The following is a 23,480-nucleotide window of genomic DNA, read 5'->3' as shown; positions in this document are numbered from 1 at the left end:
GTTCCGCGCCCCGGGGAGGGGACAGGTGACCACGGCCCTGTGTGTGACGCTCCGGTCAGACGACGGAGCGGCGTGACGTCGCGAAACCTTCGCCGATGAGTCCCCAGCCGATCGAGGACAGCAGCAGGGCCCCGCCGGCTCCGAGAACCAGCCATGGGGAGATCGTCAGGTAGATCTGGGACTCGGCGATCATCCGGCCCCAGCTCGGTGTCGGCGGCTGAACTCCGAGGCCGAGATAGCTGAGAGCCGATTCCAGCAGAATGACGATGGCCGCCGAGTTGGCGAGCTGGACCATCATCAGCGGAAAGACGTTGGGGAGCAGGTGTTTGAGGACGATCACGGGGGAGCGCACCCCGGAGATCCGCGCCGAGAGCACGAACTCCAGATCACGCAGTTCCAGGCACTTGGCACGGACGATCCGGGCGAAGTGCGGCAGTGACACGAACGACAGCACCGCGATCAGGGTCGTCAGCGAGGGGGACAGGACGGTGACCGCCGCGAGCCCGAGCAGCAGAGAGGGGAAGGACAGCAGCAGATCCACCCCGCTCATCAGCACGGTGTCCAGCCATCGGGCGCCGACGCCGGCCGCGAACCCGATGACCGAACCGGCCACCAGCGCGAGCACCGAACCGGCCAGCGCGATCGACAGCGAGGTGCGCCCGGCGACGCACAGCCGCACGAAATAGTCGCGGCCCAGGTCGTCCGTGCCGAGCCAGTTGGTCCCGTTGGGAGCGGCGAAGGGCGGTCCTGCCACGTCGTTCGGCGAGAAGGGCCGGATCAAGGGGGCCACATACGCCATGGCGAACAGCACGACCAGGATGCCCAGTCCGCAGACGACCCCGGCGCCAAGCCGGCGGCTGCGTCGTGCGGGGCGAGCGGCGGGTGCGTCGGCCGCGGGCTGTGTCCGGGCCGCATGTGCGTCCGGCAGCAACGACGACTCGCTCATCGCGCCTCACCCACCTTGGGGTCGATCATCCGGTGGAGGAGGTCCACCACGAGGTTCATCAGGATGTACGTCAGGCCCAGCAGCAGGATGCAGGCTTGCGTCACCGCGTAGTCCTTCTGTAGCAGCGAGTTGACGGTGAGCTGGCCGATACCGGGGATCGCGAAGACGTTCTCGATCAGGATGGAGTTGCCGACCAGACCGGCCAGTTGCAGCCCGGCGACCGTGACCACGGGGCCCGACGCGTTCCGCAGCCCGTGCCGGAGCGTCGCCCCCAGACGGGTCGCCCCGGTCGCCAGCGCGGTGCGCATGTAGTCCTGTTCGTAGACCTCGATCATCGAGGCACGCATGAACCGGCACAGCGTCGCACCAAGGGGGAGCCCCAGAGCCAGCGCGGGCAGGACGACGCTCTGCAGGTTCTTCAACGGGTGGTCCGTCAGGGGCACGAACCCGACGGAAGGCCAGTTCGGCAGGGCGAACGAGGCCACCAGTATCAGACCGAGACCGAAGACGAACACCGGTGTGGCAAGGCCGAGGAAGGCCGACGCGCGGGCCAGCCGGTCGAAGATCCGGCCCTGGCGCAGGGCCGCGATCGCGCCGGCGGGCACGCCCCACAGGAGCGACACCACCGTCGCGGCGAGGGCCAGCTCCAAGGTGTTCGGCAGTCTCTGCCTGATGAGGTCCAGGACCGGCAGTCCGTTGTAGACCGAGAGTCCGAAGTCCCCGTGCAGCAGCCTGCCGAGCCACATCAGGTACTGCTCGGCCATCGGCCGGTCGAGCCCGAGATCCTGGGCCAGCCGTGCCCGGGTGGCCGCGTCGGAGTACGGTCCTGCCAGCACCTCCGCGGGATTCCCGGGCAGCATACGGACGAGCCCGAACGCGAGGATCGACAGGACGAAGAGGACGGCGAGTCCACGAAGGACCCGGCCGGCGAGGAACCGTAGCAGCGGTGGCGGGCTCATCACCCGTCTTGCCCGCCCCACGGCGGCGAGGGGGCGGCTGGGTGGGCCCAGCCCGGTCACATGGAGCATTGCCAGACCTCTCGGTTGAGATCCGTCATGGGGATCGTGAACAGTGGCCGGTACTTTCTCCTGCGGGGCAGGGGCGTATCCGCTCGGCGGACCCGCGCATGCGATGGCCGCGACCGCATCCGATTGCCGCAACCAGCAGGCCGGTTCGCGGGCCTCGGCTGCCGTCAGTGAGATGTCGCCCCTGCGGCTACGGCTTCCAGCACGAGCCTGGCGAACTCCTCCGGCCGCTGCTCGGGCAGGGGCACACCGGCGCCGGGCACGATGTGTCCCTTGGCCGACAGCGCGTTCACCATGGGTTCGAAGCTGGGCATCGACGGATGATCGTCCTGCCCGCAGATGACCGTCGTCGGGGCGGTGATCCGCGGCAGCCGCTCGTCCATCGGGAACAGCCGGACGGCGATGTGGCCGTCCTCCACGCGCTCCAGCACACGCAGGGCGTCGGCCATGAAGCGGTTCAGCGCGGCTTCCTGCCCCCGTTCGTAGAAGTGCCGGCGCCGGTTCCACAGCTCCAGGAGGTGGGAGCCGTCCGGCTTCGGCTGCACCCAGTCGACGGGGCGCCGCCACGCCGCCCGGGCACGTTTGTCCGCGGTGATGAACGGGACCGCGGAGAGCACCAGGCTGCGCACCCGGGGGCCGAGCCGTGCCGCCACCTCCACGGCGACCACTCCGCCGGTGTGGTGGCCGACCAGATGGAACGACCCGAGTCCCAGCCCGTCCACCAGATCCTCGACCCCGTCGGCGAACATCTCGATGCTCTGGTCCTCAGCGGGTTTCGCCGAGGCCCCGTATCCGACGGTGTCCATCGCGATGGCCCGGTGACCGGCGCCGATCAGCGGCAGCACGTCCCGGTACTCGGTCCATGACCGTGGAGTCTGGTGGAGCAGCAGCACGGGCTCGCCCTCGCCGCATTCGACGTAGTGCAGTTGCCCGAACCGGCTGGAGACGTAATGGGCGGTCAGCATGCGAACTCTCCTGACGTGGACAGATTGGCGAGGACCGAGGTGTTCGGGTCGGGGGCGATGTCCGGCTCGCCGGGCGGTCACCACGGGCGATTCCCCGGCTTGCGGCAGCCAGGCCAGACGCTGGGAGACGACGGGGCACCGCGCGGGCGGGTCAGCCCGTCGCACATGCTCGGAGGTGTGCGGCAGTGCGTTCGTTCACTTTCTCGTCGTACTTTGTACGGATGGCTGGATCCGCGTCAAGGGGTCCGGCCGGCCGGGTGTGCGGCGCGGTGGCATTCGCCCCGCGCGGCCTTTGTAGACTCAGGACGGCTGTACGGTGTGCCGTACGAGGACGGCTGCCGCCGGGATTCGGCGGTGCTAGGGAGAGGAGATCCCCCGTGGCGGGTCCGCGGTCGCGCACGAGAACGCTCACGTCCGAGCGGATCATCGAGGTGGCCACCCGGATCTGCGACGAGGAGGACATCGAGGTGCTGACGATCCGGCGGCTCGCCTCGGATCTCGGTGTCGGCGCGATGACGCTCTACAGCTACTTCCGCAGCAAGGAGGAGATCCTTGACGCGATCGCCGACCACGTCATGGGTGCCTTCCGTCTTCCCGCCGCCGAGGAGACCTCGCCCGCCGCGGTCGTGCGGGACCTGGCGCTCGCCTTCCTGGAGATGATGCGGGAACACCCCAGCATCGTGCGGCTCTTCTCCACCCGTGTGAACACCACCCCGGAGTCCATGCGGGGCGCGTTCGAAGCGGTCATCGGGCGGCTGCGCGAGGCGGGTTTCACCGACGGGGACGCGGTGCGCGTCTACGGTCTGATCGTGCAGTACAGCCTGGGTTTCGCCAGCTACCAGGCGCCCCGGCCATGGGGGAGGCCGGATCTGCCCGACGTCGAGGAGCTGCGGCGTCAGCGCCGGCACTTCTACGCGGCCCTGCCGCAGGGTGGCTTTCCCAACATGGTGGAACTGGCCGGGGAGTTGACCGCGCTGCCCAGCGACGAACAATTCCTCTTCGGGCTTGAGTGCCTCATCGAAGGCGTGCTGCGGCGGGTCCCGGCCCGTCCGGCGGGCGACGCGGCGCCGACGGCGTCCTGACCCGCGGCGCGCAGCCGCCCCGGTCCTTCTCGGCGCCGTCATGGTCGGCGTCGCCCGGTCGGTGTGCCGCTATGGGCACGGCCGGGAGTATTGACGACGTACGACCAACGGTACATAGTACGAGCACTTGTGGCGCCTGGGCCGGGTGACTGCCCGACGAGGCAGGCATCACAGGGTCATGGACCGACGCCTCGATCGGGCCGCAGGTTCCTCGTTTCTTCCTGCCGCCGCACGGGACGACGCAGCCCCGGCGTGGCGATGCACGCTCCGGCTGCCGCGGTGGCGTCGGCGCATCTCGTTCACACGCTTCGCCGTCCCTACGGACAAAGGACCTTCATGACAGCTACCGATGTTCGTGCATCCCGCCGGGGCCAGCGCAACAAGGCGCTGGTGGCCAGTTGGCTCGGCACCACCGTCGAGTACTACGACTTCTCCATCTACGGACTGGCGTCGTCGGTGGTGTTCGCGCAGCTCTTCTTCCCCCACTCGGACCCGCTCGTGGGCACACTCCTGTCGCTGTCGACCTTCGCCATCGGTTTCATCGCCCGTCCGGTCGGCGCGGTCGTGTTCGGGCACTTCGGGGACCGGATGGGCCGCAAGTCCACTCTGGTCGCCACACTGGGCCTGATGGGCCTCGCGACGTTCGCGGTGGGGCTGCTGCCGACCTATGGCCAGGCGGGGAGCCTGGCCCCCGTCCTGCTGATCATCGCCAGGCTCGCCCAGGGATTCTCCGTCGGCGGCGAGTACGGCGGGGCGATCCTGATGACCGTCGAGCACGCCGAGGGGCATGAGCGCGGCTTCCGCGGATCACTGGTCAACACCGGGACCTCGGCCGGGCTCCTGCTGGCCAACCTCGTCTTCCTGGGCGTGCTCCAGCTGCCGGACGACCAACTGCTGGCCTGGGGATGGCGCCTGCCGTTCCTGCTGAGCGCGGTGCTCGTCGGCGTAGGACTCTTCGTGCGTCTCAGCCTGGAGGAGAGCCCCGAGTTCGAGGCGGTCAAGGCGGAGAACGCGGTCGGCCGGCTTCCGGTGGTCGACGTGTTCCGTGAGTGCGGCGGACGAGTTCTGCTGGTGGCCCTCGGCATTCTGAGCGCCGGGGTGGCCTTCACACTGGCGACGGTGTACAGCCTGGGATACGGCCAGACCGGTCTCGGGCTGAGCAAGGACACCATGATCTCCGTGCTCCTCCCGGCCACGGTGGTCATCATCGTCTGTGTGCCGCTCGCCGGGAAACTCGCGGACCGGTTCGGGAACCGGACCGTCTTCCTCGCCGGAGCGGCGTCGCTGATCGTCCTGCCGTTCGCGTGGCTGGCGCTGCTGCAGACACGGCAGTACGGGCTGATGCTGCTGGGCTTCGCGCTGCTGTTCATCGGTTACTCCGCGAACTACGGAGTGGTGCCGGCGTATTTCTCGCAGGTGTTCCCGGCCCGTCTGAGGTTCACGGGTATGTCGATCGGGTTCACCGTCGGGCTGATCGCCGGAAACGCGTTCGCCCCCGACATCGCCGCGTATCTGCTGCATGTGACGGGCGGATGGCTCGGAATCGCGGTGTACATGGCGGCCATGTCGGTGGTCTCGTTGATCGCGGCCCTGTTCCTGCGTGAGCCGGCCGCGGACACCACCGCGCCGCCCGCCCGGCCGTCGCTGGTGACCGACGGCGGCACGGCGCTGATGCGGGGCGAGCCGTGATCGTCCCGCGCACCTCGCGGGCGGCCGGCGGGCAGATTCGCGTCCGGCCGGTGGTCGCGTGGATCGCCACCGGAGGGACCGTCGAGGCATGCGGGCACGACCGGCTCGACCGTACGGCGTATGGAGAAAGCGGTCGGTGGAGGCATCCGCGCGACATCCTGGCGGACCTGCCGGAACTCGCGTCCACCGCCGACGTCCGATGGGTCGCCCCCGCCGGGGTCGAGCGTCCCCGACCGCCCAGCCACGCCTGGACGACGGGGGACCTGCTCGGCCTCGCCCATGCGGTGGCGCGTACCGCGGCCGATCCCGAAGTGACGGGTGTGGTGGTCAGCTGCGGCACCAACGGCCTTGAGGAACTGGCGTTCTTCCTCTCCCAGGTCATCGGCGACGACACCCCGGTGGTCGTCACCGGGGCCATGCGTCCGGCGTCGGCGCTGGGCGGCGACGGCCCGCTGAACCTGCTGAACGCGGTCCGGGTGGCCGCGCATCCGCGCTCGGCCCGTCGCGGCGTGCTGGTGGTGTTCGACGACGCGATCCTGCCGGCCCGGGACGTGGCCAAGACGGCCACGTATCGGCTCGGCGCGTTCGGCTCCCCTGAACTCGGCCCGATCGGTTTCGCCGGCCCGGACGGCGAGGTGGCGTTCCACCGGAGCACCGAACGGCAGGGCATAGGGCCGCCGTTCGACCTGGGCGCACTTCCCGCCGTACTGCCACGGGTCGACGTCGTGGTGTCGTACCTCGGCGCCGACGGCGCGCTGGTCGACGCGGCGGTCGCCGCAGGGGCGTCGGGGATCGTCAGCGCGGGCCTGGGCGCGGGATATCCCACACCGGCCGAACAACGGGCCCTGGAGCGCGCGGCGCGCGACGGGATCGTGGTGTGCCAGGCGTCACGCGTCGGCTCCGGGAGGGTCGTGCCGCACGCCGGAACGAGGACCGGCGGATTCCTCACCGCCGCGGACCTCAGCCCGTGGAAGGCGAGGCTCCTGTTGAGCCTCGCCCTGGCCGACCGGCGGCCACGCGCGGCGATCCAGCACCTCTTCGACGTCCCGGTCACGGACGTTCCCCGGTAGGCACCCCACCCCACCCCACCCCACGGCCCGCGGACACCGAGGGCCGGGGCTCAAGGGCATTGACGTCCGTGCGACGTACCGTACATAGTACGAACCGAGTCGGCCGCTTAGGAGGAGACCGTGAACGAACCACTGGACGACGACGGCGTCCTCGATCTGCGGGTCGAGCAGATCCGCCGGGAAGCGGAGGGAGTCGTCTCGGTGACCCTCGCCGACCCGCAGGGCGCGGCCCTGCCGGCCTGGACCCCGGGCGCCCATCTGGACCTCGTGCTCCCCGGCGTCACCCGGCAGTACTCGCTGTGCGGCGACCCGCACGACCGATACGAGTACCGCATCGCGGTGCTGCGCGAGGAACGCTCGCGGGGCGGCTCCCGGTTCGTGCACGACACCCTGCGGGTCGGCGACCTGGTCGAGGTGGGCGGACCCCGCAACCGCTTCGACCTGGTGCCCGCGGAGCGCTATCTGTTCCTCGCGGGCGGCATCGGCATCACCCCCGTGCTGCCGATGGTCGCGGCTGCCGAGGCGGGCGGAGCACAATGGTCGCTGGCCTACGGGGGCCGGCGGCGTGCGTCGATGGCCTTCCTCGGCGAACTGGCCGCCTACGGCGACAAGGCCGACATCGTGGTGGAGGCCGAGCACGGCCCGCTCGACCTGGACGCCCTGCTGGGCACACCCCGGGACGACACCGCGGTGTACTGCTGCGGCCCCGAGGGCCTGCTCTCGGCCGTCGAGCAGCGGTGCGCGTCCTGGCCCGAGGGCAGCCTGCACGTCGAGAGGTTCAGGGCGAAGGCCCTGCCGGCCAACGGGCCCGCGCACGACCGGGAGTTCGAGGCGGTCTGCGAACGGACCGGGACAGCCGTGCGCATACCCGCGGGCCGGTCGGTCCTCGACTGCCTTGAGGAGGCGGGGATCGCCGTCCCGAGCGCCTGCCGGGAAGGCGTCTGCGGAAGCTGCGAGACCAAGGTACTGGCCGGCGAGGTCGATCACCGCGACTCACTGCTCTCGGCGAGCGAGCGGGAGTCGGGGCACACCATGATGCTCTGCGTCTCCCGGGCCGCCTGCGACCGACTGGTGCTCGATCTGTGAAGCACCGCCCCGCCCGGCTCCCCGCCGAACCGGTATCGCAGCCAGCAAACGAACTTGGAGATCAGCCATGGTGAACAGCCGGAACAACGCGGCACACGGCTCCGGCCCCGCCGAGGAACCGCCCGTGGCCCGGCGCAGGCCGCGCACCCCGGCCACCGCGCGGCCCACCGTCGCCGCGGCGGCCGAACGGCCGGTGTCGGACCCCGAGGGGCAGGACTGGTCCGCCTGGCCCGTCTACAACAGCGCCACCCTCGGCTTCCGGAACTACTGGTACCCCGTGCAGTGGACCGGCCAGGTCGGCGAGAAACCCGTCCCGATCACTCTGCTCGGCGAGAAGATCGTGCTCGTCCGGGACAAGGGTGTGGTCCGCGCGCTGCACGATCGCTGCCCGCACCGCGGGGTGCCCCTGTCCCTCGGCCGGCGCCAGTACCCCGGCACGCTCAGCTGCCCCTACCACGGCTGGACCTACGACCTGACCGACGGCAAGCTGTGCGCGGTCCTCACCGACGGCCCCGATTCGCCGATCTGCGGCAAGCTGGCGGTCCGCACCTACCCGGTCGCGGAGCGGTTGGGACTGATCTGGGTGTACGTGGGGGACGGCGAGGCCCCGCCGGTGGAACGGGACATACCCGAAGAACTCCTCAGCGAGCCGTTCGTGATGGGCGGCAGGACCGACATCCGCCCGGGCAACTGGCGCTTCGCCGCCGAGAACGGATTCGACGAGGGGCACGCCAAGTACCTGCACAACACGGCCCTGTGGAGGCTGTTCAAGGTCATGCCGGCCTGGAACAAGACCCGCATCGTGGAGTCCGGGCCGTGGCTCATCCGCGTCCAGGACGAGGTGCACTGGGAGGCCGAGTTCCCCGGTCTGGGCACCTGGACCAACAAGCGCTGGTGGAAGCGGGCCCCGCTGCCGGACCACCCGGGCAAGTCGGACAGCGTCAACCCGGTCATCGCCGCGATGGACCTCCCCGGTTTTGTCTCGGTGCGCCTTCCCGGGCTGCTCCGGGTGGCCTACCCCCACTTCATCCACTACGAGTGGTACGTCCCGGTGGACGCCGACCACGTCCGCTATGTGCAGATCATGGTCCGCTATGAAACCGGAGCCAGGGCCACCGTGTTCAAGGCCAAGTATCTGGCCGCCGTCCGATGGCTCTTCCACGGACAGTTCACCGGCCAGGACGCCTGGATGGTCGACGTCATGGACGCCCCGCCGGAGCGGCTGTACCGCCCCGACCTGTCCCTGACCGCCTGGCGCCGCCACATCGAACGCAGCAACCCGACCGTCCAGCCCTCACCCAAGGCGCGCGCCGATGACCGCTGACCGTCCCCGCGGCCGACACATCGACGTCGACGGACTGGCACTGCGGGTGACCGAACTCGGCACGCGCGGCACACCCACCGTGCTGCTGCACGGCGGCGGGCCGGGCTGCTCGGCCTGGACGGACTTCGCCGCCGTCGCCCGACCACTGGCCGAACGGCGCCGGCTGATCCTGGTCGACCTGCTCCAGTACGGTGACTCCGACAGCCCCGACATCACCGGACCGCTGTTCACCTTCCACGCCACACACCTGACGGGGCTGCTGGACGCCCTCGGGATCGCCCGCGCCGACTTCGTCTGCCAGTCACTCGGCGGCTCGGTCGCCCTGCGCCTGGCGGCGGACCACCCGGACCGCGTCGGCCGCCTCGTGGTCACCGGAAGCCAGCCGATCCCTCCGCCGGAGCCACACCGCTACGACGCCTCGCTCGCCGCGCGGGCCCGTGAGGAGTACTACGGCAACGGCGGGCCGAGCCCGGACAAGATGCGCGCCCTGATGACCAGGCTTGAGTGGTACGGCCCGGCCGGCCCGGCCGCACGGACGGTCGCGCTGCGCCACGCCCACAGCACCACCCGGCGTGCCCTGGAACTGGGCATGGACCCCGTACGGCGAGGCACACCCGAGGACCTGTGCGACGCGCTCGCCCAGGTGACCGCGCCGGTCCTGCTGCTGTGGGGCGCGCACGACCCGTTCTGCGGCCCGGACTACGCCCTCGCCCTGGCCCAACGGCTGCCGCGCGCCGACGTGTTCGTCCTCGGCCGGACCTCGCACCACCCGCAGGAAGAGCGCCCCGCGGACTACGCCCGCGCGGTCGACGCCTTTTTGACGGACGGCCCCGACGGCCCCCCGTCCGCCCATCCGTGATCGGCGCACCGCGCCCAGAACAAGAGGAGGTTCACCCCCCATGCCACGTACCGCACTTCTGACGGGCCTCGTCGGCGCCCTCGTCGCCCTCGCCGCCGCCGCACCCCTTCGGCGGGCCGGAGCCGCACTGATCCTCAAGACCACCGGCACCGTGGTCCGCGACGAGCGGCCCCGGGCCCACACGGCAGGTGTCACCCCCGATGGCCGCTGACACCGTCGGCCTCGACCCGCGGCGACGGGCCTGGCTGGAAGCCGCATGGAAACAGATCGACAGCCGTCGGCTCACCGAACTGATCGTCGGCATGGTGGGCATTCCCAGCCCGACCGGACAGGAGGGCCGACTGGCCGCCTGGCTGGCCGACCGACTCGTCGAGTCCGGCGCCGAGGGCCGCTACCAGCCGATCGACGAGGCCCAAGGCAATGCGATCGGCCGGCTGCGCGGCGACGGCACCGGCGTCGATCTGCTGCTGTACGCCCCGATCGACACGCTGACCGTCGGCACCCCGCAGGAGGACCTGCCGTGGGCCGGCCCGGTGCTGCGCCCGGACATGCGCCCGGAACCCACCGTCGACGGCGACTACGTCCTCGGCCTCGGCGCGAGCAACCCCAAGGGGCACGGCGCCTGTCTGATCGCCGCCGTCGAGGCGGTCCGGCGGGCGGGGGTGCCGCTGCGGGGCGATGTGCTGATCGGCCTGGGAGCGGGCGGTATGCCGACCAACCGGCGGCCCGTCGCGGGCGCCCGGTACAACGCCGGTCAGGGCAACGGCTGTTCCTTCATGCTGGAGCAGGGCACCTGGGCGGACTACGCGCTGATCGCCAAACCCGGCTGGACGACGGCCTGGGAGGAGGTCGGCCTGTGCTGGTTCGAGGTCCGGCTGCACGGGACCTACGGCTATGTGGGCAGCCGGCACCGCATGACGTACCGCAATCCCATTGTGGACGCGGGCTCGGTGATCGCCGCGCTGGAGCGGTGGCTGCCCGAGTACACCGCGCGGCACACCGACGGGCTGGTCGCCCCGCAGGGCAACATCGGCTCCATCGAAGGCGGTTGGCCCCGGACGGCCTCACTGTCGCCCGCCCTGTGCCGGTTCGCCGTCGACCTGCGGATCAGCCCCCGGACCAGCCCCGCCGAGGCCCGGCGGGAGTTCGCCGCGGCGATCGACGCGATCCGCGCCGCCCACCCGGGAATCGACCTGGACTGGGAGATGACGCTCGCCATCCCCGGCACGTCCACCCCCGAGGACAGCTGGATCGTCCGCGCCGGCAAGGCCGCCTGGGAGGAACTGGAGGGGAGGCCGCACGAGCCGATCCTTCGCAACAGCGGCGCCACCGACGCCAACATCCTGCGCAACCGGGGCATCCCCACGGCCCGGATCGGCATGGACCGCATCGACGGCAACGCCCCGTTGGCGCTGGACTTCCCCGCCGGAATGAACGTCGTGGACCTCCGCGAGGCGCATCGCCTGACCCGGTGCCTGGTGCACGCCGTGGTCAACACCTGCACCCGTACCAGGGCGGACGTGACCGCCGCGGAAGGAAGTGCCCCGTCATGAGCTCTGTGGTCCTGGGTGTGGGTGCCTCCCACAGCACCCTGATGAACACACACTGGAACGAGGTGGACCACCTGCCGGGGGCACACCGGTTCAGGGACGGACTGCTGGCGGCCCGTCGCATGCTGGCCGAGGCCCGCGCGGACACGGTCGTCATCATCGGCTCCAACCACTTCCGTGGCTTCTTCCTCGACCTGATGCCCGCGTTCACCGTCGGCGTCGGCGAGGTCCTGGGCGCGGGCGAGGCGGGGACGCCGTCCGGACCGCTTGCCGTGGACACGGAACTCGCCCGCCATCTGGTGGACTCCCTGGTCGACGACGGGTTCGACCCCGCGTTCTCGCTGAGGCTGACGGTGGACCACGGCATCACCCACAGCCTTCAATACCTGGTGCCGGAGCCGGGTGTGCCGATCGTTCCCGTGGTCATCAACATGTTCGCGCCGCCCCTGCCCGCGCTGGCCCGCTGCCACGCCCTCGGCCGGGCCATCGCCTCCGCGGTCGGCCGTGACGGCGCGGACAAGCGGGTCGCCGTGATCGCCTCCGGCGGGCTGTCCCACCAACTGCCGTGGCCCGCCTGGTTCGACGCGCTCAGCGACGACGACCGGTTCCTGGTCGAGGCATGGCTGAACGGCCGGCACTCATGGGCCGAGTACGAGGTGCGGCGCCGGCAGATCATCCGGGCCGCCCGGCCGCGGATCAACGAGGAGTTCGACCGGCGCTTCCTCGCCATGACCGAGGCGGGCGACCTCGGCCCGCTGCTCGGCCTCAGCTCCGCGGAGGTGGCGGCCCAGGCGGGCAACGGCGCCCAGGAGATCCGCGCATGGATCGCCATGGCCGCCGCTCTCGGCCCCTGCACCGGACGCACGCTCGCCTACGCCGCCATGGACGACTGGCTCACCGGCATGGCCGTCGCCGTACTCGAACCACGCTCCTGACCACGCCTGACCTTGTCCACCCCTGCCTGACCCTGTCACTGGAGACATCCCACATGAGCATCTGGACCGATCTGACCGGCGTCGACTTCCGCCTCGGACATGTGAACGCGGGAGGGATCCGCACCCGGACCCTGCGGGCCGGGGCGGGCGAGGCCGTGGTGTTCCTGCACGGCACCAGCGGCCACCTGGAGGCATTCGTCCGTAACATTCCCGCCCATGCGGCGGCCGGATACGCCTGCCACGCGATCGACATGATCGGTCATGGCTACACCGCCGGCCCCGACTATCCCTACCGGATCCCCCGCTACGTCGAGCATGTGCTCGCCTACCTGGACGCCTGCGGCATCGACCGCGCCCACTTCGTGGGGGAGTCCCTGGGTGGTTGGGTGGCCGGCCGGCTGGCCGCCGACCACCCCGACCGGGTGGGCCGTCTGACCCTGGTGGCACCCGGAGGCACCGTCGCCAACCCCGAAGTGATGGAACGCATCAAAACCAGCACCCGCAGGGCGGTGGAGAGCGACGACATCGCCTTCACCCGCAAGCGGCTCGAACTGCTCATGTACGACCCCGCCGAAAGCGTCAGCGACGAACTGGTCGCGGTCCGGCATGCCATCTACCACCAGCCGGAGTTCGTCAAGGCGCTGCCGAACCTGCTGTGCCTGCAAGAGATGGACAACCGCCTGGAGGACCTGCTCAGCCCCGAGCAGATGGCCCGGATCAGCGCCCCGACCCTGATCGTCTGGGGCGCGGACAACCCCTTCGGCGACGTCCCCGAGGCCCACGCCCTGCACCGGAGCATCCCCGGCTCGACCCTGGAGATCTTCCCCGAGTGCGGCCACTGGCCCCAGCACGAGCATGCCGACCGGTTCAACGCCCTGCACCTTCAGTTCCTGCGCGGAGGGCAGGCGTGAGCGCGTCGGAGCACAGCGGCCTTCGGGTCGGCGTCCGCGTTCCGCCGTGCGACCGAGTGGACCGGCTGGTCGAGACCGTACGGCGGGCGGAGGGACACGGCTTCGACCAGGTGTGGTTCCCCGACTCGCAGTTGCTGTGGCGGGACGTGTTCACGGTGCTGACCGCCGCCGCCCTGTCCACCGAACGGATCGGCCTGGGCAGCGCCGTCACCAACCTGGTCACCCGGCACCCGGCCGTCGTCGCCTCGGCCGCACGCAGCGTGGCCGAGATCGCCCCGGGCAGGTTCACCCTCGGTCTCGGCGTGGGCAACAGCTCGGTCGGCCCCATCGGCATGCGCCAGAGCACCGGGGCGCAGCTGCGCGAGGGATGCGCGATGCTGCGCGCACTGTTCGAGGGACGCGAGTGGGACTTCGGCGGCGTTCGGTCCCGCCTTCGGGACCCGGGCCCCCATGTGCCGATCCATCTGGCCGCGAGCGGCCCCCGGAACCTGCGGCTCGCCGGGGAGATCGCCGACGGCGTCATCCTCCTCAGCGGCGTCTCGCGCACGACGCTGGCCAGTGCCACCGCCCGGGTCCGTGAAGGGGCCGAGGCCGCCGGCCGAAGCGCCGCCTCGATCCCGCTGACCGTCTCGGCGTACTGCGCGGTGACCGACGACGTGGCGGCCGAGGCCCGGCAGCTCAAGCCGATCTGCGCGTCGATCGCCCAGAACGGCGGAGCCCCGTTCCTCGCGCTCGCCGGGATAGAACTGGACGTTCCCGCGCGGGTGGACGGTGTCTACCCGGACCTCGTCCACGCCGAGGACTGGGCCGCCGCCGTCAAGATCTGCTCGCAGTGGGTGAGCGACGAGGCGGCCCTCCGCTTCGCACAGGAGTTCTGCCTGTTCGGCACGCCGCAGCAGATCACCGAACGGCTCAGGGCGCTGCACGCCGACGGAGTCACCCATGTCTTCCTGCAACACGTGGGCTCCTACGAGCCGCCCACCGAACTGGTCGAGACCGTCGGCTCCTCGGTGCTTGCGGCCCTGCGGAGCGGGGACACCCGGTGACCGTGCTGGAGGAACTGGCCGAGCGCGGCCGACGCGGCCTTCGCGTGGCCGGGGCGGCCACACGGTCGACGGCGGCGCTGCACGTCCTGGACACACTGGGCTGTGTGGTGGCCGGATCTTCTCACCCCCTGGCGACACAGCTGGCGCGTTGGGTGACGCGGACCGGCGACACCGGCGAGCTGTGCACACCGGCCCTGCCCGGGACGCATGCGCTGCGCACCACGGTGCTCATGGAGTCGGTGCTGGCCCACGTGGACGAGTACGACGCCCTGCATCCCGCCGCCGCGGTGGTGCCGTCGGCCGTGGTGGTCCCGGCCGCCCTGGCCGTCGCCGACCGCGAGGGGCTGCCGGGCAGTGCCGTCACCGACGCGGTGATCGTCGGCTACGAGGTGGTGGTCGAGGCGGGGCTGCGCTTCGGCGGGCCGAACCTGTACGGCAGGGCCTGGTGGCCGACATCCGTTTTCGGCGCGCTGGGCGCGGCGGCGGCCGTGGCGCACCTGCTGCGGCTGGACGACGAGCAGACACTCGCGGCCCTGGGCATGGCGGCGGCCGGACTCGGCGGGCTGCTCAGCACGGACGAACTGGCCACGGGCCACTACCTGCTCGCCGGACGCGCGGCGGCCGACGGCATGGAGGCCGCCTACCTGGCGCGCGCCGGAGCCCGGGCCAGCCGCACCTTGCTGGACGCGCCGGGAGCCGCCGCGCTGGGGGCGAGCGCCACGGCCCCCACCGGCGGCCGGACGCCGCACCTGGACGACTGTGTGTTCAAGGCGTACCCGTGCGCCCGGCCCCTGCACGCGGCGCTGGAGGCTCTGGACGCCCTGGCGGACGGGGGAGTGCCCGTACATACGGCTCGTCGGCTGAGGGTTCTCCTGCCCGCGGCACTGCTGCGTTTCGTCACGGCCGACCGTGCGCCCGCCGGGCCGACGGAGGCCGCGGCCAGCGCGGCCTTCGCCGTCGCGGCCTGGCTCCACGCGGCCGCGGGAGACGTCGCCTTCTTCCGGGGCGCCCTACCCGAGGACACGCCGGAGGTGGTCCTGGGGCACGACCCCGGCCTGGACCCGGGGCTGCCGGACCACTGGGGTGCCCGGGTGACCGTCGAACTCGCCGATGGACGGCAGGCGGAGCAGAAGGTCACCGGCGCAGGACGCGACACCGCCCGGTCCGCGCCCGCCGAGCCGGTCACGGCCAAGTTCCGCGGTCAGACCGGCGCCGGACGCGACGACCCGGACTGGCAGCGGTGGATCACCCGGTGTCTGACGCTGGAGACCGTGACGGATGTCGGCGGCCTGCGGCGGGAACTGTGCCGGCTCGTCGGGCGGTAGCGCCCCGCATGTCACGTCGGACCGAGGTCCGCCGAGCGGGCCCGGGACACGGCCGCCGGCTTCGCGCGCCGTGCGGGCGTCGACGCGGGCGCGTCGATGGTGCCGAGGCCCTTGAGCAACGCCGCGCGAAGCCGGCCGGCCGTGCGGCCCGCCGGGCGGTGCGGTCATGTGCCGGAGCGCAGCGCGCGGGAGAGACCGAGTGCCGCCGTCCGTACGGCCGGGGCGAGTTGCGCCGGCCTGAACCGGCCCCGGGGCACCGCCACCGACAGCGCGGCCACCGCGACGGGCCCGTCGAAGACGGGGGCCGCGATACAGCTGACACCCGGGGCCGCTTCTTCCTCCTCGTAGGCGAGGCCCGCGACCTGGGCCTGCTCGACGGCGGTGCGCAGCCGCTCCGGATCGGTGATCGAGTGCGCGGTGAGGCGGGGCAGCGGTGCGGCAAGAACCTCCTCGGTCAACTCGGCGCCGGAGAACGCCAGAAGTGCCTTTCCGACGCCGGTGCAGGTCAGCGGCAGCCGCCCGCCGATACGGGACGGCAACCGCAGAACCTCATGGCCGTGGATGCGCTCGACGTACACCACCTCATGGCCCTCGCGGACCCCGAGGTGCACCGTTTCGTGCGTGGCCTCGAACAGGTCCTGCAGAAACGGCAGGGCCGCCTCGCGCAGATCACGTCGACGGGGCACCAGCGAACCCAGCTCGAACAGGACTCCGCCGAGCCGGTAGCTGTCCGCGTCGCGTTCGAGGAGACCGAGGCGCACCAGATCGGCGCACAGACGGTGCACGGTGGTCTTGGCCAGGCCCGCGCGCTCCGCGAGTTCTGTGAGACGGAACGACCCGCCCTCCGGACGGAAGCAGTCAAGGACCGCTGCCGCCTTGTCGAGCATGTTGCCCTGTGCGCTGTTCCGTGTCATGGAACATATTTTGCCTCGCCGCAAGCCCTGCCTCTATACGTGGGGTGCGCGACCGCGACCACCGCCGTCCGGTACCGCACACCCGCCCGTACACCGCTCCCGGAGGTAACCAGCATGCCCGTACCGCACCGCCGCCGAACCGTTCCGGGAAGGAAGGCGGCATGAGCGCCCATGACGCGGCCGGCGCCGTGACCAAGGCGGCCGAGGCCCTGGACGAGGCCGCCCGGACCGGCCTGGCCTGCCCTCCGGTGCGCTCGCTCCTCCCGGAAGGCGACATCGAGGCCGCCTACGCCGTGCAGCGGCTGTACGTCGAACGGGCCGTCGCGGCCGGCCGCCGCCTCGTGGGCCGCAAGATCGGCCTGACCTCGCCCGCCGTACAGGCCCAACTGGGCGTCGAACAGCCCGACTTCGGGGCCCTCTTCGCCGACATGGCGGTGCCCGAGGGTAGGCGCGTCACACCTGGCCGACTGCTCCAGCCCAAGGTCGAGGCCGAGGTCGCCCTGGTGCTCGGCGCCGATCTGCCGCACCGCGACCCGACGGTCGCCGACCTGCTGCTGTCCACGGCGTTCGCCCTGCCCGCCCTGGAGATCGTCGACAGCCGCATCGCCGACTGGGACATCACCATCGTCGACACCGTGGCCGACAACGCCTCCAGCGGTCTGTTCGTCCTCGGCGGCACCCCCGTGCCCCTGGACCGGGTCGATGTGCGCGCCGTACGGATGACCCTGGCCAGGAACGGCGAGACCGTCTCGCGGGGCGCCGGCGCCGACTGCCTGGGCAGCCCGCTCACCGCCGCGCTCTGGCTCGCCGCCACGCTCGCGCGGCTGGGCGACCCGCTGCGGGCCGGCGACATCGTCCTCACCGGCGCGCTCGGACCCATGGCGGTCGCCGCCGAGGGCGACGAGTTCAGCGCGCACATCGAAGGTCTCGGCACGGTCGGAGTCGCCTTCGCGGCCTCCGCCGAGGAAGGAAGGCGAGCATGACCACCAAGGTCGCCGTCATCGGATCCGGCAATATCGGCACCGATCTCATGATCAAGGTTCTGCGGCTGTCCGACACCCTGGAGATCGCCGCGATGGCCGGCATCGACCCGGACTCCGACGGCCTGGCCCGGGCCCGCCGGCTGAAGGTCGCCACCACCCACGAGGGCGTGGCCGGCCTGGTGCGGATGGCCGAGTTCGCCGACGTCCGCTACGTCTTCGACGCCACCTCCGCCGGCGCCCACCGCCGTCACGACGAGGTGCTGCGCTCCCTCGGGCGCACGGTCGTCGACCTGACTCCGGCCGCGCTCGGCCCCTACGTCGTGCCACCGGTCAACGGCACCGCACACCTCGACGCGCCCAACGTCAACATGGTCACCTGCGGCGGCCAGGCCACCATCCCCGTGGTCGCCGCCGTCGCCGCGGTCACCCCCGTCCACTACGGCGAGATCGTCGCCTCGATCTCCTCGCGCTCGGCCGGCCCCGGCACCCGGGCCAACATCGACGAGTTCACCGAGACCACGTCCGCGGCCATCGAACGGGTCGGTGGCGCGGCCCGCGGCAAGGCCATCATCGTCCTCAACCCGGCCGAACCACCGCTGATCATGCGGGACACCGTGCACTGCCTGGTCGGCGACTGCGACGACGCCGCGGTGACCGCGTCGGTCGAGGACATGGTCGCCCGCGTCCAGACCTATGTCCCCGGCTACCGGCTCAAGCAGAAGGTCCAGTTCGACCCCGTCGCCACCGACGACCCGCTGCGTTCCCTGTTGCCGGCCGCCGCCCGGTCCGGCGCCGCCGCCAAGGTCTCGGTGTTCCTCGAAGTGGAGGGCGCCGCACACTATCTGCCCGCCTACGCGGGCAACCTCGACATCATGACCTCGGCCGCCCTGCGCACCGCCGAACGCATGGCCGCCCACCACACCACCGAGGCGGTGACCGCATGACTGCCGATCTCTACGTCCAGGACGTCACCCTGCGGGACGGCATGCACGCCGTCCGCCATCGCTACACCGTGGAACAGGCCCGCACCATCGCCGCCGCCCTGGACGCCGCCGGCGTCGCAGCGATCGAGATCGCCCACGGCGACGGCCTGTCCGGCTCCAGCATCACCTACGGCGTCGGCGCCCACACCGACTGGGAATGGATCGAAGCCGTCACCGACGCCGTACGCAACGCGGTGCCCACCACCCTGCTGCTGCCCGGCATCGGCACCGTGCACGACCTCAGGCAGGCACACGCCCTCGGCATCCGCTCGGTGCGCGTCGCCACCCACTGCACCGAGGCCGACATCGCCGCGCAGCACATCGCGGCCGCCCGCGAGCTGGGCATGGACGTCGCGGGCTTCCTGATGATGTCCCACATGGCCGAGCCCGCCGAACTCGCCCGTCAGGCCGCACTGATGGAGTCCTACGGCGCCCACTGCGTGTATGTCACCGACTCCGGAGGGCGGCTCACCATGGACGGTGTCCGAGACCGGCTGAGGGCCTACCGCGACGCCCTCGACCCGGCCACCCGACTCGGCATCCACGCCCACCACAACCTCGGTCTCGGCGTGGCCAATTCGGTGGTGGCGGTCGAGAACGGCGTCACCCGCGTGGACGCCTCGCTCGCCGGCCAGGGAGCGGGGGCGGGCAACTGCCCGCTCGAAGCGTTCGTCGCCGTCGCCGATCTCATGGGGTGGAAGCACGGCTGTGCCCTGTTCCCGCTGATGGACGCGGCCGACGACATCGTGCGTCCCCTCCAGGACCGCGAGGTGCGGGTGGACCGCGAGACGCTGACCCTCGGCTACGCGGGCGTGTACTCCAGCTTCCTGCGCCATGCCGAGGCCGCCGCGCGCCGCCACGGCCTGGACACCCGCACCATCCTCGTGGAAGCCGGCCGCCGGGGCATGGTCGGCGGCCAGGAAGACATGATCACCGACATCGCCCTCGACCTCGCGTCGGCGAACCCCACGGGCTGAATCACCGGCCCGCGAGACGGCCGGCCGGACGGCGAGCAGGTACGCCGACGCGTCGACGCCCCCTTGTGTGGATGTCAATAAATGGCGGACATGGGCGTTGTGGGCGATCAGTGACCGCCGGGACGATTCCGCCCATGGAACGTGACAAGGCCGGTGATCTTGAGGATGTCCAGGATGTAGGCCACTTCATGGCGTTGCTGCGGGAACTCAAGGCCCGCTCCGGGCTGTCGTACCGGCGGCTCGCCGAACGGGCCGCCGCCGTGGGGGACGTACTCCCGCGCAGCAGCGTCTCCACCATGCTGAGCCGTGACCAACCGCCCAGGCCGGACCTGCTGGTGGCCTTCGTGCGGGCATGCGGGGACGGGGAGCGGGCCGCGCGGTGGTGCGCGGCCAGGGACCGGGTCGCACGACTGCCCGCGCCGGCCAAGGAGGCTTCATGGGGGCCGGCGGAGGCGTCGGCGCCGTCGTCCGGCACGGTGGGCGCCGGGAATCGGCCGCAGGGGGATCAGGGCGCGCCGGACGGCGGGAGCGGTGGTGCCGCGCCTCCCGTGCCGCAGCCCGGTCCCCGGACGGGGCCAGGACCGGGGACGGGCGGGCGGCGGGCGCGCCTCGGCCGGCACCGGCGGGGTCTGACCGTCGCCGCCGCTGTGCTGACGGTCGCCCTCGGGGCCGTCGTGGCCTTCCGCCAGGATCAGGTGCCGTGGCGGCAGTCCCGCGCCGCGGACCCGTCGGCCGGTGTGCCGTCCGGCGCACCGGCCGGGGGCCGGCCGACACCGCCCGGCGGCTGGGTGACGATCAGGATCGCGCAGGACCCGGAGCTGTGTCTGACCGACGGCCGGGTCCGCGACTGGCGGTACACACCGCTCGTCGCGGTGCAGCGCCCCTGTGCCGAGGCCGCGCCGCAGAGCACCCTGCTGGAGGCGGCCGGCGACGGGAGGTACCACATCGTGTGGTATCACCCCGACTACGGCAGGGGCTGCCTGAAAGCGCTCGCCGACGGAGACGGCGCGGGACTGCTGGAGCCGGTGGACGTCTGCTCGGACGGCAGCCTGTTCACCATCGAGCCGTCGGGCGAGCTGAGGCGGGGCAGCTATGTGCTCCGGGTCGAGGGACGCGGCTGTGTGGGCATCGCGGGCTCCAGCTCCGTCCACGGTGCGGAGGCGGTGATGCAGCGCTGTGAGGGCAAGGGCCGTCAGGTGTTCCTCATCCGGCGCGCGGGCTGATCCGGGCCCGCCACCTCGCCCAGGACGCGTTCCGCCGGGAAGTAGCCGACGTGGCGCGAGTCGTAGCTCTGCTCGCTGTTGTCCCCGAGCAGAATCAGCATGCCCTCGGGGACGGTCAGGTCCGGGGTGTCCCCGAGCGCGGGCAGCCCGTACCGGGCCACGGGATCGCCCGGTACGGCCGCGACCCGTTTGATGAACCACTGCCGTGCGTAGATCCGGTGCGCGGGCGCGGTCCTGGACAGGGGCGGGTCCGGCCACGGCGCCCGGTACGGCGGACGCTCCACCACCACGGCCGCCCCGCGCCCGGGGGTACGGCCGCGGCGGACCAGCACGCTGTCCCCGTCGTGGTAGGCCGGTTCCATGCTCCGGCCCGAGACGCCGACCGCCACCAGCCGCCGTTCCGCGGCCCGGGCGAGGGCGAGCCCGGCGGTCAGGAGCAGGGCGGCGGCCCCGCACCCGGCTCCCCAGCCGGGGCTGCGTTGGGGCCACAGGAGCGCGGCGGTGCCCGCCCAGAGGGCCACGTCCAGCGTGAGCAGAGCGGTCCGGGTGCGGCGTGCGCGCCGGGCGCGGACCCGGGCCCGGTCGGGGGCGGTCTCAGCCCAGGACGCCTGGGCCGGTGAGATGTCGGGGCCGCTGCCGGGACTCATCGTGGTGTTCTCCTCTGCGGGGTGCGTCGGGACGAGGACCGCTCGGGGATCCGCTCAGGCGATGTGCGGCGAGGTGTCGGGGGTGGCGGCCGGGTCCGGGGCCGCCTCCTGGCGGTAACCGGCGGCCTGGAGGGCGTACAGCCCCGCGTACCGCCCTTGCGCGCGCAGGAGTTGGCCGTGGCTGCCGTGCTCGGCGACCCGTCCCGCGTCGAGCACGACGATGATGTCGGCCTCCCGTACGGCGCCCAGGCGGTGCGAGACGAGGACGCTGGTGAGCCCCTGCCTGTGGGTCCTGAGCGAGGTGTGGATCTCGTGCTCGGCCGCCGCGTCGAGCCCGGCGGACGGCTCGTCGAGGATCATCAGATCGCGGCGGTCGCGTACGAACGCCCGGGCCAGCGCGAGCCGTTGGCTCTGCCCTCCGGAGAGCATGACTCCGGTGGCCGGGTTCCGCTTGTCCGCCTCGGCGAAGAACATCCGGGAGAGCAGGGTGTCGTAGCCGTGCGGCAGCGCCGCCACCACCTCGTGGATCCCGGCACGCCGCGCCGCCCTGCGCAGGCGCTCCGGTTCGCCGAGGGCGTCGAGGTCGCCCTGCGCGATGCTCTCGGCAGCCGTCATGTCGTAGTCCATGTAGTCCTGGAACACCGCGCTGATGCGTCGGCGCAGCTCGGCGATGTCGGCGTCGCGCAGGTCGACGCCGTCCCACCGGATGCTGCCCCGGACCGGGTCGTAGAACCGGCACAACAGCTTGACCAGCGTGGACTTGCCCGAGCCATTGAGGCCGACGAGGGCGAGTGACGATCCAGCGGGGATCCACAGGTCGACACCGCGCAGCACCCAGGGATGGTCGGGCGCGTAGCGGAACCACACATCGCGCAGCTCGATGCCGCGCCGCAACTCCGGCAGCGGGCGGGGGTCGGCGGGCGCGGAGAGTTCGGGCCCGGCGCGCACCACAGCCAGGTAGTGCCCGAACAGCAGCAGCGCGTGGTGGGTGGTCGCGACGTCGCCCGCGAGCGCCGTCAGGGCCGTCTGGACCCCGGCCACGGCGGCCAGGAAGACCGCCACATCGCCCGGGGTGAGTGCGCCTCCCCGGGCGCCCGCGACCGTCCACAGCAGCCCCGCGCCCGCCACCGACGCGGACAGCAGGCCGAGTCCGGCGCGCATCCGGACCTCCTGCCGGTCGACCGTCCGGCGGGCGGCGTCCGCGCTCCGCCGCCCGTCGAGCATCCGGCCGCGCAGAAAGGCGCCGGTGCCGAAGAGGCGGATCTCCTTGGCCGCCTCGACGTTGGCGAGCAGGCCCATGTAGAAGAACTGGCGCCGCTCGTCGGGCCCGATCTCCCAGACGGTGGCGGCACGCCTGCGCGACAACAGGAGTTCGGCCGCCAGCACCGGCAGCGCGGCGAGCAGGACGAGCGCCGTCGCCGGCGGGCTGATCACGAACAGGGAGCCGAGGAAGCCGACGACGGTGAGGACGGACCGGATGACGCCCAGGGCTCCTTCGACGGCCTGTCCGGCGACCGGTTTGGCCACCACCGTCTGCTGGGCGAGGCGCAGCCGGTCCAGGAAGACCGGGTTCTCGAAGCGGGCGAGCCCGGGGAACCGGTCGACGGCCAGGAACAGCCGGTCCTGGGCGTACAGCCCGACCCGGCGGTCCATCTCGGTGCGCAGATAGTGGGCCAGATGCGGCAGCGCCGTGGTCGCCACCCCGGTCGCGGTCAACACGGCCACGGGGAGCAGGAGGGCGCCCACGGCGGCACCGGCGGCGAGGCGGTCGATGACGAGTTTCAGCGACCAGGCGGCCGCCACCGGGAAGAACCCCATGGCCAGCGCGGGCCCCGTGTACAGCGCGAGGGTGCCGGGTGCCGCCCGCGCCACCATCCGTACCGCGTCCAGGACATGGGACGGCCGCAGGCGGTGTGTGTGTCGGTCGTCGGGGCGCTCGG

At 72.1% G+C, this 23,480-nt stretch carries 22 protein-coding genes; 16 read left to right on the top strand and 6 right to left on the bottom strand.

Annotated elements, in window-relative coordinates; translation table 11 throughout:
- Positions 1-55: 55 nt before the first annotated feature.
- The 3 genes from AC27LF_RS10060 to AC27LF_RS10050 all read right to left on the bottom strand — a co-directional run bounded on the left by AC27LF_RS10060 (position 56) and on the right by AC27LF_RS10050 (position 2,936).
- The gene (locus AC27LF_RS10060) at positions 56-946 is read right to left on the bottom strand and encodes an ABC transporter permease (protein WP_479664333.1); all 891 of its coding nucleotides are present in this window, start codon (positions 944-946) and stop codon (positions 56-58) included.
- Complete coding sequence (locus AC27LF_RS10055) at positions 943-1,905, bottom strand: ABC transporter permease (protein WP_479664332.1); 963 nt, start codon at positions 1,903-1,905, stop codon at positions 943-945. The genes AC27LF_RS10060 and AC27LF_RS10055 overlap by 4 nt, the downstream gene beginning before the upstream one ends.
- A gap of 233 nt (positions 1,906-2,138) precedes the next feature.
- Positions 2,139-2,936: an alpha/beta fold hydrolase gene (locus tag AC27LF_RS10050; protein WP_479664331.1), complete on the bottom strand. Its 798-nt coding sequence runs from the start codon at positions 2,934-2,936 to the stop codon at positions 2,139-2,141.
- Positions 2,937-3,313: 377 nt separating this feature from the next.
- Here AC27LF_RS10050 and AC27LF_RS10045 point away from each other — a divergent pair, with 377 nt between their 5' ends.
- The 12 genes from AC27LF_RS10045 (at position 3,314) to AC27LF_RS09990 (ending at position 15,813) form a co-directional block, all read left to right on the top strand.
- Positions 3,314-4,018, top strand: coding sequence for a TetR/AcrR family transcriptional regulator (locus AC27LF_RS10045; protein WP_479664330.1), 705 nt, complete (start codon positions 3,314-3,316; stop codon positions 4,016-4,018).
- Between the two features lie 336 nt (positions 4,019-4,354).
- The gene (locus AC27LF_RS10040; protein WP_479664329.1) at positions 4,355-5,707 is read left to right on the top strand and encodes an MFS transporter; all 1,353 of its coding nucleotides are present in this window, start codon (positions 4,355-4,357) and stop codon (positions 5,705-5,707) included.
- Positions 5,704-6,777, top strand: coding sequence for an asparaginase (locus AC27LF_RS10035; protein ID WP_479664328.1), 1,074 nt, complete (start codon positions 5,704-5,706; stop codon positions 6,775-6,777). The genes AC27LF_RS10040 and AC27LF_RS10035 overlap by 4 nt, the downstream gene beginning before the upstream one ends.
- Before the next feature lie 120 nt (positions 6,778-6,897).
- The gene (locus tag AC27LF_RS10030; RefSeq protein ID WP_479664327.1) at positions 6,898-7,863 is read left to right on the top strand and encodes a PDR/VanB family oxidoreductase; all 966 of its coding nucleotides are present in this window, start codon (positions 6,898-6,900) and stop codon (positions 7,861-7,863) included.
- Between the two features lie 67 nt (positions 7,864-7,930).
- Positions 7,931-9,187: a Rieske 2Fe-2S domain-containing protein gene (locus tag AC27LF_RS10025; protein WP_479664326.1), complete on the top strand. Its 1,257-nt coding sequence runs from the start codon at positions 7,931-7,933 to the stop codon at positions 9,185-9,187.
- Positions 9,177-10,046, top strand: a complete 870-nt coding sequence (locus AC27LF_RS10020; RefSeq protein WP_479664325.1) for an alpha/beta fold hydrolase — start codon at positions 9,177-9,179, stop codon at positions 10,044-10,046. The genes AC27LF_RS10025 and AC27LF_RS10020 overlap by 11 nt, the downstream gene beginning before the upstream one ends.
- A gap of 40 nt (positions 10,047-10,086) precedes the next feature.
- Entirely contained in the window at positions 10,087-10,257 is a 171-nt protein-coding gene (locus tag AC27LF_RS10015) for a hypothetical protein (RefSeq protein ID WP_351727503.1), read from the top strand.
- Entirely contained in the window at positions 10,247-11,599 is a 1,353-nt protein-coding gene (locus tag AC27LF_RS10010) for a M20 family metallopeptidase (RefSeq protein WP_479664324.1), read from the top strand. The genes AC27LF_RS10015 and AC27LF_RS10010 overlap by 11 nt, the downstream gene beginning before the upstream one ends.
- Complete coding sequence (locus AC27LF_RS10005) at positions 11,596-12,531, top strand: DODA-type extradiol aromatic ring-opening family dioxygenase (RefSeq protein ID WP_479664323.1); 936 nt, start codon at positions 11,596-11,598, stop codon at positions 12,529-12,531. Before AC27LF_RS10010 ends, AC27LF_RS10005 begins: the two co-directional genes overlap by 4 nt.
- Before the next feature lie 53 nt (positions 12,532-12,584).
- A complete protein-coding gene (locus AC27LF_RS10000) occupies positions 12,585-13,442 on the top strand; it encodes an alpha/beta fold hydrolase (RefSeq protein WP_479664322.1) in 858 nt (285 codons plus the stop codon).
- Positions 13,439-14,488, top strand: coding sequence for an LLM class flavin-dependent oxidoreductase (locus AC27LF_RS09995; protein WP_479664321.1), 1,050 nt, complete (start codon positions 13,439-13,441; stop codon positions 14,486-14,488). Before AC27LF_RS10000 ends, AC27LF_RS09995 begins: the two co-directional genes overlap by 4 nt.
- A complete protein-coding gene (locus AC27LF_RS09990) occupies positions 14,485-15,813 on the top strand; it encodes an MmgE/PrpD family protein (RefSeq protein WP_479664320.1) in 1,329 nt (442 codons plus the stop codon). The genes AC27LF_RS09995 and AC27LF_RS09990 overlap by 4 nt, the downstream gene beginning before the upstream one ends.
- A 164-nt stretch (positions 15,814-15,977) precedes the next feature.
- On the opposite strand, the gene AC27LF_RS09985 is transcribed toward AC27LF_RS09990, so the two are convergent.
- Positions 15,978-16,700, bottom strand: a complete 723-nt coding sequence (locus AC27LF_RS09985) for an IclR family transcriptional regulator (RefSeq protein ID WP_479664353.1) — start codon at positions 16,698-16,700, stop codon at positions 15,978-15,980.
- A gap of 188 nt (positions 16,701-16,888) precedes the next feature.
- Between AC27LF_RS09985 and AC27LF_RS09980 the strand changes: the two genes are divergently transcribed.
- From AC27LF_RS09980 to AC27LF_RS09965, 4 genes are all read left to right on the top strand, one after another.
- Complete coding sequence (locus AC27LF_RS09980; protein WP_479664319.1) at positions 16,889-17,710, top strand: 2-keto-4-pentenoate hydratase; 822 nt, start codon at positions 16,889-16,891, stop codon at positions 17,708-17,710.
- Positions 17,707-18,654 (top strand): acetaldehyde dehydrogenase (acetylating), encoded by a 948-nt coding sequence (locus tag AC27LF_RS09975; RefSeq protein ID WP_479664318.1) that lies wholly within the window; start codon positions 17,707-17,709, stop codon positions 18,652-18,654. Before AC27LF_RS09980 ends, AC27LF_RS09975 begins: the two co-directional genes overlap by 4 nt.
- Complete coding sequence (gene dmpG, locus AC27LF_RS09970) at positions 18,651-19,670, top strand: 4-hydroxy-2-oxovalerate aldolase (protein ID WP_479664317.1); 1,020 nt, start codon at positions 18,651-18,653, stop codon at positions 19,668-19,670. Before AC27LF_RS09975 ends, dmpG begins: the two co-directional genes overlap by 4 nt.
- Before the next feature lie 134 nt (positions 19,671-19,804).
- Positions 19,805-20,893 carry a helix-turn-helix domain-containing protein gene (locus AC27LF_RS09965; RefSeq protein ID WP_479664316.1) on the top strand — a complete coding sequence of 363 codons (1,089 nt, stop codon included), beginning with the start codon at positions 19,805-19,807 and terminating at the stop codon, positions 20,891-20,893.
- Here AC27LF_RS09965 and AC27LF_RS09960 read toward each other — a convergent pair.
- Together AC27LF_RS09960 and AC27LF_RS09955 are read right to left on the bottom strand one after the other, a co-directional pair.
- Positions 20,863-21,540 (bottom strand): S26 family signal peptidase, encoded by a 678-nt coding sequence (locus AC27LF_RS09960; protein ID WP_479664315.1) that lies wholly within the window; start codon positions 21,538-21,540, stop codon positions 20,863-20,865. The genes AC27LF_RS09965 and AC27LF_RS09960 overlap by 31 nt on opposite strands.
- 54 nt (positions 21,541-21,594) lie before the next feature.
- A complete protein-coding gene (locus tag AC27LF_RS09955; protein ID WP_479664352.1) occupies positions 21,595-23,415 on the bottom strand; it encodes an ABC transporter ATP-binding protein in 1,821 nt (606 codons plus the stop codon).
- Between the last annotated feature and the right edge of the window lie 65 nt (positions 23,416-23,480).

The organism is Streptomyces diversicolor (assembly GCF_057537855.1).
Note: the sequence above shows the minus strand (reverse complement) of the source record. Positions and strands in the feature narration are given on the sequence as shown.